The sequence below is a fragment of the Mucilaginibacter inviolabilis genome, from assembly GCF_011089895.1.
In the GTDB taxonomy this organism is placed as follows: Bacteria; Bacteroidota; Bacteroidia; order Sphingobacteriales; family Sphingobacteriaceae; genus Mucilaginibacter; species Mucilaginibacter inviolabilis.
In genome coordinates, this window is sequence record NZ_JAANAT010000001.1 from 544,244 (window position 1) to 558,308 (window position 14,065).

Annotated in this window: 15 protein-coding genes; 12 read left to right on the plus strand and 3 right to left on the minus strand. The window is 46.1% G+C overall.

What is annotated here, in order from left to right:
* Positions 1-2: 2 nt before the first annotated feature.
* Entirely contained in the window at positions 3-317 is a 315-nt protein-coding gene (locus G7092_RS02115; protein WP_166085738.1) for a hypothetical protein, read from the minus strand.
* A gap of 137 nt (positions 318-454) precedes the next feature.
* Between G7092_RS02115 and G7092_RS02120 the strand changes: the two genes are divergently transcribed.
* Positions 455-1,270: a universal stress protein gene (locus tag G7092_RS02120; RefSeq protein WP_166085741.1), complete on the plus strand. Its 816-nt coding sequence runs from the start codon at positions 455-457 to the stop codon at positions 1,268-1,270.
* A 56-nt stretch (positions 1,271-1,326) separates the two neighbouring features.
* On the opposite strand, the gene mgtE is transcribed toward G7092_RS02120, so the two are convergent.
* Together mgtE and G7092_RS02130 are read right to left on the minus strand one after the other, a co-directional pair.
* On the minus strand, positions 1,327-2,715 hold the full coding sequence (gene mgtE / locus G7092_RS02125) for a magnesium transporter (RefSeq protein WP_166085742.1): 1,389 nt from the start codon (positions 2,713-2,715) through the stop codon (positions 1,327-1,329).
* Between the two features lie 418 nt (positions 2,716-3,133).
* The gene (locus G7092_RS02130; RefSeq protein ID WP_166085744.1) at positions 3,134-4,096 is read right to left on the minus strand and encodes a helix-turn-helix transcriptional regulator; all 963 of its coding nucleotides are present in this window, start codon (positions 4,094-4,096) and stop codon (positions 3,134-3,136) included.
* 69 nt (positions 4,097-4,165) lie between these two features.
* On the opposite strand from G7092_RS02130, the gene G7092_RS02135 reads away from it, so the two are divergent.
* From G7092_RS02135 to G7092_RS02185, 11 genes are all read left to right on the plus strand, one after another.
* Positions 4,166-5,314, plus strand: coding sequence for an FAD-dependent oxidoreductase (locus G7092_RS02135; protein WP_166085746.1), 1,149 nt, complete (start codon positions 4,166-4,168; stop codon positions 5,312-5,314).
* Between the two features lie 354 nt (positions 5,315-5,668).
* Positions 5,669-6,292 carry a YceI family protein gene (locus G7092_RS02140; protein ID WP_166085748.1) on the plus strand — a complete coding sequence of 208 codons (624 nt, stop codon included), beginning with the start codon at positions 5,669-5,671 and terminating at the stop codon, positions 6,290-6,292.
* An 11-nt stretch (positions 6,293-6,303) separates the two neighbouring features.
* On the plus strand, positions 6,304-7,683 hold the full coding sequence (locus tag G7092_RS02145) for a hypothetical protein (protein WP_166085750.1): 1,380 nt from the start codon (positions 6,304-6,306) through the stop codon (positions 7,681-7,683).
* Between the two features lie 64 nt (positions 7,684-7,747).
* Positions 7,748-8,155: a hypothetical protein gene (locus G7092_RS02150; RefSeq protein ID WP_166085753.1), complete on the plus strand. Its 408-nt coding sequence runs from the start codon at positions 7,748-7,750 to the stop codon at positions 8,153-8,155.
* Between the two features lie 14 nt (positions 8,156-8,169).
* Positions 8,170-8,796, plus strand: a complete 627-nt coding sequence (locus tag G7092_RS02155) for a YceI family protein (protein ID WP_166085755.1) — start codon at positions 8,170-8,172, stop codon at positions 8,794-8,796.
* Between the two features lie 112 nt (positions 8,797-8,908).
* On the plus strand, positions 8,909-9,343 hold the full coding sequence (locus G7092_RS02160; protein ID WP_166085757.1) for an RrF2 family transcriptional regulator: 435 nt from the start codon (positions 8,909-8,911) through the stop codon (positions 9,341-9,343).
* A 50-nt stretch (positions 9,344-9,393) separates the two neighbouring features.
* The gene (locus tag G7092_RS02165; protein ID WP_166085759.1) at positions 9,394-10,659 is read left to right on the plus strand and encodes a hypothetical protein; all 1,266 of its coding nucleotides are present in this window, start codon (positions 9,394-9,396) and stop codon (positions 10,657-10,659) included.
* Positions 10,660-10,671: 12 nt separating this feature from the next.
* Positions 10,672-11,631 (plus strand): iron-sulfur cluster repair di-iron protein, encoded by a 960-nt coding sequence (gene ric / locus G7092_RS02170; protein ID WP_166085761.1) that lies wholly within the window; start codon positions 10,672-10,674, stop codon positions 11,629-11,631.
* A gap of 47 nt (positions 11,632-11,678) precedes the next feature.
* Entirely contained in the window at positions 11,679-12,470 is a 792-nt protein-coding gene (locus G7092_RS02175; RefSeq protein ID WP_166085763.1) for a DUF2249 domain-containing protein, read from the plus strand.
* Positions 12,470-13,723 carry a hypothetical protein gene (locus G7092_RS02180; protein WP_166085765.1) on the plus strand — a complete coding sequence of 418 codons (1,254 nt, stop codon included), beginning with the start codon at positions 12,470-12,472 and terminating at the stop codon, positions 13,721-13,723. The genes G7092_RS02175 and G7092_RS02180 overlap by 1 nt, the downstream gene beginning before the upstream one ends.
* Complete coding sequence (locus tag G7092_RS02185) at positions 13,720-14,052, plus strand: metal-sulfur cluster assembly factor (protein ID WP_202985198.1); 333 nt, start codon at positions 13,720-13,722, stop codon at positions 14,050-14,052. Before G7092_RS02180 ends, G7092_RS02185 begins: the two co-directional genes overlap by 4 nt.
* Positions 14,053-14,065 lie beyond the last annotated feature (13 nt).

Sequence of the window (14,065 nt, forward strand, 5' to 3'; positions counted from 1 at the left end):
ATTTAATGGTTCATGCAATGCAAGGGATGCCGGCTATGATAAAGACAGGCATCGGCATATAGAGAAGTTTGGAACAAACCCGTTTCTCCTTCGACCTCGAAAACCTGCGTATGCTGAAAGTTACGGTCTTCATGTTCCCATTCTAAAATCAGTTCCCAGCGGCCGTTTTCCAGTTCATCCGTTTCTATCTTCAGCAGATGTCCCTGACCCGTATCAAATGGCCGTAGAGTAAGCAGCCGATCGGTTTGACCGGATAAAGCACGGAACCGAAGGTTGCCCTTAACGGGATGTTCGAAAGTTAATTGAAGTGTTTTCATAAGAAACAGATAACATTAGCAAAACTAAGGCATTATCCGGCTCAAAAAATGATCTCAGTCATGAATTCAATTGATGCTGATCCTGTGCCGCCGGCCGATGATTACGGTTATTTGTGTATCACTAGATCAATTCGTCCATGAAAAAGATTGCCGTACTAACCGACTTCTCCGAGCGCGCTTACCACGCCGCAAAGTATGCCCTGTCACTGGCTGCCAAACTGCATGCCAATATAGTACTCTATCATTCTTTCCGGGTGCCGTCAGCACAACCGCTTGCGAGCCAGATCGCCTGGCCGTTGGAAGACTATTCTGAGATCAAAAAAGACTGTCAGTCCGCACTGGAAAAACTAAAAACGCAGCTTGAAGAAACGCAGGCAGGCCTGGCCCGGGGCTTTAGGCCACAGATCGAATGCCGGGCCGAAGAGGAACAGTTCGATCTTATCGCTGAGGGGGCGTTATGGGATCGGGACATCGTACTGGTAGTGATTGGCAATCACCACCAGGGCTTTTCGAGCCTGATGCTCGGGAATCATAGTCGTGAAGTGCTAAACCATTCGGTGATGCCAGTTCTGGTAGTGCCGGAAAATGCAAGTTTTGAACCGTTTCTTAGAATAGCATTCGCAACAGATCTGGGTCGCGGCGATCTGGATATTGTTCAATCCTTATCCGGACTGGCAGGCCACTTCAATGCCGAACTACTACTAACGCACCTTTGCGAAAGCACACCGAAAAACAATCTGGAGGTACAGGATTTCTTGCAAGAGGTGACCAACAAGATCAGTTATCCTCATATATATTACCGTCAGCTGGAGGAAAAACACATACGGCGGGGCTTGCATCACATGGCGGAGACCGTCAAGGCAAACCTTATCGTGATGGTTCACCGACAAAAGGACTTTGTGGAAGGCCTTTGCCTTTACCATATCAAACTTGACTACCGCGTCGCCCATTGAAATATATTGGTTTTTGAGATGAATAAGGTTGCATACTTGACGGATGTCTGTCGCACTTAGGCGATAAATCGCTCAAGCAGCGTTGCCAGCCAAAGGAAAACTGCAAAGCCAACCACATCCTGAAAAGCTGTTTCAAAAGGGCCGGCTGTTGTGGCAGGGTCAAAGCCGAGGCGTTTGGAAAGGACAGGAATCAGCGTACCCATCATTCCAGCTGTCAGCATAGAGCAGATCAATGCCCCTCCAATGACAATTCCGAACGGCAGGTGTTTTGACCATATTGCTCCGATCACTCCCAGGACAAAGCCGCAAACCGCTGCCATTAAAATGGCTGTTGCCGCTTCTTTTCTAATAGACGGCCATAAGTCTTTGCGTTCGGCAGAGCCGGAGTCAACATCCCGCACGGTAATCGCTGCCGCCTGTAAGCCGACATTCCCCGAAATAGCCGAAATAACGGGCATAAAAGATGCTAAAAGGATTACCTTCTTCAATACACCGTCAAAGTGGGAGATGACCGTTCCTGCCATCAATTCTATAAACATCGTACCAAGCAGCCAGGGAACCCGTTTCTTGGCTGCTTGAAATGGTGTTAGTTGCTCCATTGCCTCGGCATCAGTGCCTACGGCTTTGGCATAACGGCTGCGCATGCGATCGATCGTAAGCTGCATCATGTCGTCGGCAGGAATGACACCGACCAGGTAACCATCTTTATCGGTAACGGGCAATGTCATAAATTTATGCTTGGCCATCAATGCCGCAGCATCTGCCTCTTTAGCGATCGCCGAGATGGAGACGACTTCTTTAGCCATTAACGCTTCCACTTTTTGTCTGGGATCAGCCATTAGTAAACCGCGGATGGAGATTACGCCCTTTAACCTGTCATTCTTCTTATGTTCTTTCTTTACAATGTAAATATCTTCCGGCAGATCTATGTCTGGGTCCGTCTTTCTTATTTCTTCAATAGCTTCACCAACGGTCGAACCTACGTGCAACTTTACAAAATGGGTAGTCATCAAACGTCCGGCGCTGCCATTAGCGTATATTAATCTGGCATCCACTTCCTGCAGCACCTCACGATTTGCATCCTTATTTTCGACATAACTGTCTGCTTGTTTTTGTGGCGCTTCGGTGATAAGGATAGCGGCCTCCCGGGGTGGTAGTATGTTGATTATATTCGCCATTTGCTTTTCCGGTAGTTTGCCAAGAATATTTTTGGAAAGCTTTGGCTCTAATTTTGCCAATACCTCCGCAGCCAAAGGGTCACCAAATGTGGTGAAGATTCGGCCCGCCTCCTCTGGTGGTAATTGCTCCAATGCCAAAGCGATATCCGCGGGCGTTTCATTAGACAAAGCCTGACAAACAGGATCATCTGCAAGATCGACGTCCTTATCGCTCGCCAGCACCTTTAATTTTTTTACAAGTTCCTTATAATTTAATTCTACCGCCATATTGCATAAAACTCCTCCAGGTTGTAAGCGCTTATAGCATAACATATATACTTGCGCAAGGTTTTTTACAAGATGTATCGGTTATAAGGATAAAGAAGGTTATCAACCACAACTGCTTGATTTGAATATTTAATTTAGGAAGGCTAATGAGTTTTGTTATCAGCGATGCTGATCAACGTTATTTGTAATTGCCCTTAGGGATATTTAAATAATAAACTTTTAAGGAGAACTTATTGGATAAGTAAAAATACTTAAGGGAAAAGATGAGATGATTAAAGTAAAATTTGTAGCTATTTGATTTTTCTTAACGAGGAATTGTCTATGATATTAAATATAAAATCATCCAACAGATTTCTAAAAATTAAGAAAATGTATTCAGACAAGCGACCTTGTTGCCGCAATAATGACAGGCCTCCATTCAGCTTGCGGAAAACTTCTTAGGTGTCAAACCATAATACATTTGAAAAACCCGCGCAAAATGGCTCAAATTGCTAAATCCCAATTGATAACCTACTTCCTTTACAGAAAGATGTTTTTCCTTTAGCAACCGGGCAGATTCCTGCATTCGCAGAAACTGGTAATAGTCAAACACCGTTCTACCAAAAGCTTGTCTAAACATTTTGCGAAGCTTTGGCTGGCTCATGTGGGCATTCCTGGCCAACGCCGCAATATCCGGTGCCTGAGCTAAGTTTGACTGTAATTGTAACTTAATGCTGTAAATTGCCTTTACGTCCTGTATGTGCATAAGGCTTGGCGCCAAGGCTTCACGCTGCATCAACAAGCCGATAGCATAGCACAATATTTCTTTGCATTTTAACTTATAAAACTGATTTTCCAGGCTTTCAGGAACTACCTGACGCAGAAAACAGCCTGCAGTGTCGATTATAGCTGCAGATACCGCTGATTCATAAATAAAATCGTCATCACCTTTCAAAATACTTGTCACAATAGGATGTTTAAGGCCATCAAAAAGCGCGTTCAGATAAGACCTGGAAACTGCAATGGTTATACTTGCAAAATTGGTATCGCTCGGCATGGACATCACAGATGACACTGTATGTTTGCAAATCACCATATTAGCCCGCTCTGCTGTTCGGTCGCCATCGGCATAGGGATCGATTGATGGGAAAATTCCGGAGAGTTGAAATATAATATCTGTCTGGCCTTTAGCTAATATGTTTGTACGTTCAATATGAAGGGCCTCTTTCAGGTAATAATTCCGGATCATCATTCGCAGCTCATCTCCCCAGGAAAAGCCGGTGATATAGCCGCCACCTTTATTTGGGGGAATGTAAATAAATCGTCCATTTACCGTAGCTCCTAAAACTTCTGCCAGTTTATTTGCTATGCCGGAACCCGTATCAGTAATAGATATATTCATTTACGGCTATTTTTATATCAAATATGGCTATTCTATTCGTATTTGTTGAATTATTTTTGCAGAAAAAAAATGATAATAGAAAACAAACAAGTAGCTATTATAGGCGGCGGCCCTGGCGGACTTACGCTGGCCAGGATGTTACAACTTAAAGGTGTTGGAGTAAAAGTGTATGAAAGAGACTTCGACGAAACTGCGCGGGTGCAAGGTGCAACGTTAGACCTACATTATGAATCGGGCTTGAAAGCGATCAAAGCTGCGGGCTTAACCGAAGCTTTTAAAGCAGCCTATAGGCCGGGCGCAGATAAAGGGCGCGTAGTTGATCAGCAAGGAGAAATCTTATATGATGAAGCGGGAACCGAAGGAAATGACGATATGGACAGTATCTATGCGAGACCGGAAATAGATCGCGGACCATTGCGGGATATCTTATTGGCCTCACTGGAGCCTGATACGATCGTTTGGGACGCCCAATTTTCTAATATGGCGCAAAAGGGCGAAGGATGGGAGCTTACGTTTAAAAATGGTACGAAAGCTTACGCCGATTTGGTTATTGGTGCCGACGGCTCCAACTCGCGAATTCGCCCCTTTGTTACCGATCTGAAAAATTCCTATGCAGGTACTGTTATTATTCAGGGAAACGTTCGGCATTACCCGGAAATCGAAGAGATGCTGAATGGCGGTAAGATCTACATATTTGCAGACGAAAAATATTTCCATATTTCTGCCAAAGGAGATGGCTCTATTGATTTTTACATCAGTTTAAAAAAAGAAGAAAACTGGGTACAGCATATTGATATTGATTTTACAGATCTACAGCAAGTAGTTTCCTGGGCTGAGCAAGAATTTAGAGGATGGAGCCATCTTTTTATTGGCCTTATAGCGCATACCAGTTCCCCGCTATTATTACGCCCGCAATATTGCATGCCATTTGACCAAAGCTGGCACGCTCATCCTAATGTGACCTTACTGGGTGACGCGGCTCATCTTATGCCTCCGTCTGGCGAGGGAGTGAACCTGGCCATGCTTGATGCGCTGGAGTTAAGTGAATGTCTTACTGCTGATATTCTGGTAAATCTGGAATCCTCCATTTCCTTATATGAAAATAAAATGCAATCTAGAGCCATCGCAGAGGCGGAAATTTCCTTGGACATGGTGCGCTGGATGCATGATACAAACGCTTCCCAAACAATGATTAAGTTGCTAAATCACGGGCAGTAGAAAGTTATTTTGAAAAACATGCAAGCATTGGCGGCGAATCCACTATCTCACCGATCCCTGAGCGTTCGATATCAACGTGATCATTGGTAATGTTTCGATGTTTAAAATATAACCAATGCTGGCTTTCCGGCTAATTTAAAGGCAAAATGTCGATGTCGCTTAAGGCGGTTTTGATTCGTATTAAAAAAATGCCTGAGGCTATATGTCTCAGGCATTTTTTATTTGACGACGGTCACAAATAAAGATAAATATATTCATTTTATCGTGATCCCTATCACACCTTGGGGCTCCTGCAGGTCATTCTTCACCCGTCCCGGGCAAGCTACTTTTGAGCATTAATTAAAACAATGCGTTATGAATCATTTCACAAAAAAAATAGTGTCCGCCATGATGCTCGCAGCCATCATGATTGGCGTATCAGCCCGGAACCTGAACGCCCAAACCTTCAAATTAATACCTGATAAAGATGTCTCGATCAAGGTGCTCGGTTCATCGAATGTTCACGACTGGACGTTGACTTCTACGGTCATGGAAAGCCAGGGTGATTTCAAGATCGAAGAGAACCAGCTTCGCAGTATTACGGCCTTCACCTTTTCGGTAAATGCGAAAAGCCTCAAAAGCGAACATGAATCGATGGACGGCAGAACTTACAAAACGATGAAAGCCGACCAATATCCAAAGGTTACTTATAAGTTAACAACTGCCCTGATAACGGCAGCCGCAAAGAATAAGTACCAGGTGAAGGCGACAGGTGACCTGACTATCGCAGGCGTTACCCAAAGCATTGTAATGTATATCACAGCTGGGGTTAATCCCGATAATACAATCACCATTACAGGTTCTGAGAACCTGAAGCTGACCGACTATAAGATCGAGCCACCAAGCTTTATGCTGGGTGCCATGAAGGTTAAAAACGATCTGACGATACAATTCAATCTTACCTATAAAAATAATCAGCTATTAACTAAATCCCTATAAAAATCATTGTTATGAAAATTAAATATCTAACCATAGTAGCTGCTATAACCCTATCAGGGATTAGCTTCACACCCCTCATAACCCATGCACAGGACGCACAAATGCAGTTTTATCGTCCTAACGATAAAAGCGGTATCAACGTGTTTGAAACCAGTAAAAAAGATACCGTAAAATTCACAGGCCTTAAAGTAAAGATCGGTGGAGGTTTTACCCTGGCGTATCAGACCCTGAAAGCTTCCAATACGGCCACCCCGGTCATCAAAACGGTAGGCACCTCAACCGGCGACGTGAACAGTATTACACCTTTGTATAATGGCTTTAACCTCCCTATGGCCAATCTGATCTTTGACGTCCAGTTAGCAGATGGTATCCGCTTAAATCTGACCTCTTACCTTTCTACCAGGCACCATGAGGATACCTGGGTAAAAGGCGGCTATTTACAGATTGATAAAATGCCTTTCCTGCACAGCCCGTTGGTGGATGATATCATGAAGAATGTAACCTTCGTGGTAGGACAGTCTGATGTGGACTACGGTGATCAGCATTTCCGCAGATCGGATGGAGGAAACACGATTTACAATCCTTTCATAGAGAATTATGTAATGGATGAATTCGCTACCGAGATCGGGATGCATGTGTATTATAAATGCCAGAAAACAGGTCTATTCGCGATGGGCGGTATTACCGATGGCGAACTCAATGCGGTGACCATCGCACCAACTAAGATTGACGCGGCAACAGGTCAGGTAAATAAATTCCCACCGGCATTTTTGGGTAAATTGGGATACGACAAACAATTAAACCCCGATTTCAGGTTAAGGGTGTCAGGATCGTTTTATACAGTAAACAGCGCGAACAGCAACACCCTTTTTGGCGGCGACCGCTCTGGATCGAATTACTTCAACGTGATGTCAAACCCGACTACCGCAGCCGGCACCAGCCTGACACAGGCTGTGGACTACAATGCATTCTCCGGCAGGTTCAATCCTGGTTTTAGCGAGGAGAATCATAGCTTCATGGGCAATCTGTTCCTTAAATATAAAGGGCTTGAATTTTTCGGAACCATCGAAAATGCCAGGGGGCGTGCGATCACGGAAACCAGCAACCGTAGCGCCAAACAATACGCGGGCGATCTGGTCTACCGGTTCCCGGCTGAAACAGAGAATTTCTGGATCGGCTACCGCTATGACACCGTGAACGCTACCATTACCGGCAATAGCAGCAATGTAACGGTCAACCGCTCTGCGGCCTCTGCCGGCTGGTTTCTGACCAAAAACATCATGATGAAGGGTGAATATGTGAGCCAGCAGTATAAGGGCTATGATGCGACGAACCTGTTTAACGGCGGCAAATTCAGCGGTCTTGTCATTCAGGCGGCGATCTCGTTTTAACCAACCCAACCATTAACCAACCTCCTTGACATTTTTAATGAGGTTTGGTTCATACCTCATTAATATGAAAAGGATTCTGTTTGCCGGATTGATCGCCGGCTGCATATTGTTTGTCTTAAGCTACGGCAGTCTTTACCTGGCCGTCAAATACTTTCCATCGCTTTTTACCGAATACTTTAATCCGCTGTTTAATTCCGACGGCAGCAGGGACGTACTCTTTTACCTCCATGCCTTTGTATTCAGTTTTTCGCTTTCGTGGTTTTGGGACCGGTTCAAAGGAATGTTCAAAGGTTACTTCATTTTAAGAGGAATAGAATTCGGGCTTGTCTATGCCTTCATTGCCCTGCTGCCGGTCATGTGGATTTCTTTTAGTGCGCTTGATATCACCATTGCCATGGTGAGCAGCTGGTTTATTTACGGTTTGGTACAGGCAACCCTGGCAGGAATGGTGTTCGCTAAAATTAACCCCTGATCAAAATTAACGTTATGCGTTTTATAAATTTAGGGTGGATGATCGTTCTGTTATTGCTGACCGGATTTACCGGAAACCGTTCAACGTTTGACCCTGGGGATGCCGAAAAATGGCTGATCAATAAAAACAGCAGCCTAATGATCAACGGGAGCACCAATATCAATAAATTTACTTGTGATATTCCCAGTTACGGGCGGACGGATACCCTCATACTGACCAAAGGGCAGGTTGGCGTTGCGCTCTCGGGTACGGTTATTTTGAAGATCCGGAGCTTTGACTGTCATAACGCGATCATGACCAACGACCTGCGCAAAACCCTGAAAGAACCCGTGGTACCTGCCCTGAAGATCAGTTTTCTTTCCCTCAGCAAAATGCCCGCACTTTCCGCGCAGCCCGAAATGATCACCGGCCTCGTCGATATTGAACTGGCCGGGGTGAAAAAACGCTTTGAGGTTAGGTATCAGGTATCCACTGATTCGCAGCGGGAAATCCACTTGTTGGGCACACGCGATGTTACCTTTACCGAATTCAACCTCATCCCCCCGCGTAAACTGGGCGGTATGATCAGAACCAATGATAAGCTCAACGTTGTTTTTTATCTGGCCATCAGCCCCCTTCATAATAGCCAGGCAGTCAACTGACCAATATCATATTTTGGCGTGACGCCGGTCATGGCCCATGAACTAAAAAGCATGAACCTTTGCAGGAACGTTTTCCAGAACCCTGACGAGATGTTGATTAACTCCGATCATTATGTTTTCTAAATCCAGTGAATATGCCATCCGTGCAGCGATCTATATCGCAGCTGAGGGTACACGGGATAAAATGGTCGGGATCGGTGAGATATGCGACCATATCGTTGCTCCAAAGCACTTTACGGCCAAGATCCTGCAGGTGCTGACGAAAACCCGCATCATTAGTTCGAAAGCCGGGGTGAACGGCGGATTTTATCTGGACAACACGCAGCCGGCGATCTCCCTGATCGAGATCGTTAAAGCGGTAGACGGAGATGGCCTGTTCAGAGGCTGCGGCCTTGGTTTGAAGGAGTGTTCAGAAAAGGAACCCTGCCCGATCCATCACCAGTTCAAGCCCATCCGCAACGCCATAATCAAAATGATGGAGAAGGCGACGATCGCGGAGATGGCTACTGAACTGAAAAAGGGCGGTGGTTTTTTAAGAAAGAATTAATCAGGTCGTTGACCGATGAAAGACAAAAAGGTCTTTATATACCTCAAATAATGATAAAAAGAAAACATAACTGGATTACCCTATGCCTGTTCAATCTCGCGGTGGTTGCATTGCTGGGCGCAGTCTTACGCAGTAAGATCCTGTTTTCAATTCCATGGCTGGATTTTAAATATATACTGAATGCACATTCGCACTTTGCCTTTGGTGGCTGGATCACCCTGTGTCTGCTAACCTTGTTTACTTTCGAGTTGTTACCCGCAAAATTTAGCGGACAGCGGAAGTACAATTACCTGCTGGGCGGTATATTCCTGACGGCGGCAGGCATGCTGCTGAGCTTTCCCTTCCAGGGCTACGGCTTTTGGTCGATCTCCTTTTCCACCCTTTTTATTTTCGCCACCTATGCATTTTCCTGGTGCTTTATCAGGGACCTGCGTAAGTCAGCGGTTTCCCCGTTTATTTTTCAACTGGCAGTCGTCTCACTTGCGTCCCTTTGCATTTCTTCCGTAGGTCCGTTTACACTGGCTTATATGCTGGCCACTCATTCGGTTAATCTGCTTTTATATAAGGATTCCATTTATACTTACCTGCATCTGCAGTATAACGGCTTTTTTACCCTGGCTGTTTTTGCGGTATGGTTCGCCAAAATAAGTGATACCTGGTCTGGTAAAACCCGGCAACAGGCCGTTCGGTTTGCCGGGCTGTTATCGGCTGCTGTACTGCCCACCCTTTTTCTTTCCTACTTGTGGCATTATCCTAATATCCTGATCCGCAGTTTGGCTGCGATCGGATGCATCATGCTTCTAGTTTGTCTGCACTATTTTAGTTTTGTATTTAAAGCTGCGTGGACCAGCCTGAGATCGGGACCAAAACCTTTGCGGATATTGACTGCATTAGCTATGACCGCCTTCGTTTTGAAGACCCTGATGCAGGCTGGGATCGTTTTTCCGGAACTCGGCGCGCTAATATTTGATAACCGTCCGGTGATTATTGGTTACCTGCACCTGGTCATGTTGGGGTTTGTCACGACTTTTCTCCTGGCCCACTTTTTTCTTAATGGCTATTTAAATTTCCCGGGTAAAACAAGGTTATGGGGTATCGCCATTTTTACCACTGCGGTCATTGTCAATGAACTGCTACTAATGACCCAGGGACTCGCTGCCATGTGCTCCGCCAGTTGCCCGTCCTGCCCGATATGGCTCTGGGTGACCGCCCTCTTTCTGTTAGCCGGTGCGATGATGACGGCCATAGGTTGCGCCAGATGCCAGCGCTCAACAGGCAGACAAATTTCTACTGAAACAAGAAAATCTTTAACATAAAAAATTAATTATATGAACCAGACTGAAGAATTACAACCCGAAGTATTAGATGTGACCATCATCGAACCCCGCTTAAAACACCCAACGATATTTGCCCATTTTGACAAATTATTACCTGGCACAGCGATGATCATCCATAATGACCATGACCCCAAACCTCTTTATTATCAATTATTAGGTGAGCGTGGTAATTGTTTTACCTGGAATTACCTGTTGAACGGCCCCGCGATCTGGGAAGTGGAGATCCGCAGGAACGACGCGGAGGGGCAAGCGCAGACCATGGGTGAGATCGTGGCCAAAGACCTGCGCAAAGCCGAAGTACTTAAAAAATTCGGACTGGATTTTTGCTGCGGTGGTAAAAAAACCTTGGAGGCAGCCTGCCGGGAAAAAGGCCTCGATGTTTTAGCTGTCCGGGCGGAACTCGAAAAACCACAGACTGCGGCTGTCGCTGCGCAGCATGATTTCGGTTCCTGGAACCTGGCCTTCCTGGCCGATTATATCGTCAATGTTCACCATGGATATGTAAAGAACAACCTGCCCATATTGTTGGAGCTTGGCGGGAAGGTGGCCAAACGTCATGGGGACGTCCATCCTGAACTGATCAAGGTATATGATAAATTGAGCGCGATGGGCAATGAACTCATACTGCACATGAAGAAAGAAGAAACCATCCTGTTTCCTTACATCAAACAGGTGGAGGCCCGCGCGAACGGCCAGGACGCACCGCAAACCTTTACTTCGGTAAAAGAACCGGTTGCCGTGATGGAAAACGACCATGATATCGTTGGCCGTTTAGCTGAGGATATCAGGACTCTCACCAATAATTATACCTTGCCAGAAAATGCCTGCAACAGCTATGGCCTGCTATTCAAAAAGCTGGAAGATTTTGAAAACGATCTTCACCTGCATATCCACCTTGAAAACAACATCCTATTTCCGAAAGCGATCGACCTGGAACAGGCCGGTGGCTAAATAACCTGCCGGACCGGCTTTACTGGTCCGGCTTATCTATTCAAGTTATGACCATTAATAACAATTCCAAGATCAGCGAGATCATCAAAGCAGACAGCCGCGCTGTGGATGTCCTGGTGAAATTGAACCCGTTTTTTAAAAAGCTGAGAAACCCGGTACTGCGAAAAGTTCTCGCCGGGAGAGCGACCATTGCTGACGCCGCAAAGATCGGTAATTGCACCAGTGAGCTCATTTTGAATAGCCTTGGTGGCATCGGTTTCCAGGTGGACCTTACCGAAGATGTTGCCGGAATGAATCCCGAAAAGATCGGCGAACATGCCGCGCTCGTCTATGACCAGGTATTTGACGCCCGTCCTTTGTTAGCTTCAGGGAACGACCCTTTCCAGCAGATCATGACAGCGGTCAAAGGTATAGGCGCCGGGCAAACCCTGCTCCTGATCAATTCTTTTGAGCCTGCACCGCTGGTCAAGATATTGAAGTCCAGACATTTCCTGGTAACAGTGCTGCGGAAATCAGCAGACCTCGTAGAAACCTATATTACCGCGGACGATGAATCGGCTGTGCCAGCCGCATATCAACAGACCGGGCAGGAATTTGCGACCTTACTGGAAACTTTTGCCGGTAAGCTGGTGACCATTGACGTACGGGCGCTGGAAATGCCCCGCCCCATGATCACGATACTGGAGAAGCTGGAAGAATTACCCGGTGAAACGGCATTGTATGTTCACCACAAAAAGGTCCCGGTCTACTTGTTACCGGAGTTAACGGAACGTCATTTTAAATTTTCCTGGCAAGCTGCCGGTGAAGGTATTGATCTCATCATTTATCCAGGACAATAATGGAAATGCCAGCTCACCAGGTACCCCGCAAACGTGCGATCCTGCCTTATTATTTAGCGGCAGTAATTTCACTGCTTCTTATTTCGGCGCTGACATTGCTTTCGGTAGGCGATTTCCGTGGTCATTTTTTCCAGCCACATATATTGGCCATCACGCACCTGACGGTCTTTGGCTGGGCAACCATGGTGATCATGGGTGCAAGCAATCAGCTGATCCCGGTTATTGCGGATAAAAAACTGTATAGTGAAAACTTACCGTTGTTATCCTTCTTACTGATCACCTTGGGCACCTGCCTGCTGGTGCATGCCTTCTGGGTATTCGAATTGGGCGCGATGATCTTTACCGGCGCGGGGCTGATTCTTACTGCGCTGATCATTCATGTGGCCAATATCATTTTGACAACGCGAAAAGCGACACCAGCCATCGCCGTCGACTTCATGGTTACTGCACACCTATGGCTGATCGTTACGGCAAGTATCGGTCTGTTCCTCTTACTCAACTTCCGGTTTGGCTTGCTGCCGGAAAACCATCTGCATTACCTGCGCATACACGCTTCAATAGGAATGGCGGGCTGGTTCCTGCTGCTGGTAATAGGCGTAAGTTCCAGGCTGGTGCCCATGTTTTTATTAAGCCGAAAAGAAGTCAGAAAATACCTGACGGCCGCCTACTACCTGATCAATATCGGTTTAGTACTTCTTTTAGCGGAAGGCATGATCTTTCAAACTGCTAATGGACTGCTGATTGATGTCACGCTGGTGATAGGTGGCCTCGCTTTTTATCTGGTTTATCTGTATCATTGCTACCGGAGCGCCATCCGAAAAAAAATGGATGCCGGCATGAAAATGACGACCATTGCCATAGCGGCGATTGCGTTGCCATTTATGCTGCTAATGGCGGCATTGTTCTGGGTCAAGGAAACACCGGTCAACATTGTTTCGGCCTATGGTTATGCTTTTTTTGCAGGCTTTATCACGATCCTGATCATGGGGCAGACCTTTAAAACCCTTCCCTTTATCATTTGGACGCACCTGAATAAACCGGACAAGATCGCAGATCTGCAGCCCAGGGACCTGTATAGCGAAAAACTGGTAAAGATCCAGCTTTATCCGTACCTGACCGGCTTCCTGCTGTTCCTAACCGGTATACTTTTGAGGAGCCAGTGGCTGATGTATCCGGGCAGCGCATTAATGACGACTGCAGCGTTGCTGTATGCAGGTCATGTGTTTTACATCATTAATAAACTCAGAAAATGATCGAGATCGCGATAACTGACCCGCAATACCAGGAAAAGCTACTGCTTATGGAAATCTTATCCGTGGTCAAGGATCCTGAGCTCGATCTGAATGTTGTTGACCTCGGGCTGATCTATGGTTTTTCCTTTGATGTGAAAGAGAGAAAGATCAGCATTCTGATGACATTATCCACACCGGCATGCCCGGCGGGTGATTACATTCGTTCGGCAGTTGAAATGAGCGCAGCCAAAGCCTTTCCCGCTTTCACGATTGCTGTCGAGATCACTTTTAACCCAGCCTGGTCAGCGGATATGATCAGTGAAATGGGACGGCGGGAACTGGGTTGGTGAGGTGAATTGAAGC

Excerpts from the sequence above, each read along its gene's own strand:
- ric (WP_166085761.1), top strand. The coding sequence starts at position 10,672 with ATGAACCAGACTGAAGAATTACAACCCGAAGTATTAGATGTGACCATC.
- mgtE (WP_166085742.1), bottom strand. The coding sequence starts at position 2,715 with ATGGCGGTAGAATTAAATTATAAGGAACTTGTAAAAAAATTAAAGGTG.
- G7092_RS02145 (WP_166085750.1), top strand. The coding sequence starts at position 6,304 with ATGAAAATTAAATATCTAACCATAGTAGCTGCTATAACCCTATCAGGG.
- G7092_RS02175 (WP_166085763.1), top strand. The coding sequence starts at position 11,679 with ATGACCATTAATAACAATTCCAAGATCAGCGAGATCATCAAAGCAGAC.
- G7092_RS02120 (WP_166085741.1), top strand. The coding sequence starts at position 455 with ATGAAAAAGATTGCCGTACTAACCGACTTCTCCGAGCGCGCTTACCAC.
- G7092_RS02115 (WP_166085738.1), bottom strand. The coding sequence starts at position 317 with ATGAAAACACTTCAATTAACTTTCGAACATCCCGTTAAGGGCAACCTT.
- G7092_RS02185 (WP_202985198.1), top strand. The coding sequence starts at position 13,720 with ATGATCGAGATCGCGATAACTGACCCGCAATACCAGGAAAAGCTACTG.
- G7092_RS02130 (WP_166085744.1), bottom strand. The coding sequence starts at position 4,096 with ATGAATATATCTATTACTGATACGGGTTCCGGCATAGCAAATAAACTG.
- G7092_RS02150 (WP_166085753.1), top strand. The coding sequence starts at position 7,748 with ATGAAAAGGATTCTGTTTGCCGGATTGATCGCCGGCTGCATATTGTTT.
- G7092_RS02165 (WP_166085759.1), top strand. The coding sequence starts at position 9,394 with ATGATAAAAAGAAAACATAACTGGATTACCCTATGCCTGTTCAATCTC.
- G7092_RS02160 (WP_166085757.1), top strand. The coding sequence starts at position 8,909 with ATGTTTTCTAAATCCAGTGAATATGCCATCCGTGCAGCGATCTATATC.
- G7092_RS02140 (WP_166085748.1), top strand. The coding sequence starts at position 5,669 with ATGAATCATTTCACAAAAAAAATAGTGTCCGCCATGATGCTCGCAGCC.
- G7092_RS02155 (WP_166085755.1), top strand. The coding sequence starts at position 8,170 with ATGCGTTTTATAAATTTAGGGTGGATGATCGTTCTGTTATTGCTGACC.
- G7092_RS02135 (WP_166085746.1), top strand. The coding sequence starts at position 4,166 with ATGATAATAGAAAACAAACAAGTAGCTATTATAGGCGGCGGCCCTGGC.
- G7092_RS02180 (WP_166085765.1), top strand. The coding sequence starts at position 12,470 with ATGGAAATGCCAGCTCACCAGGTACCCCGCAAACGTGCGATCCTGCCT.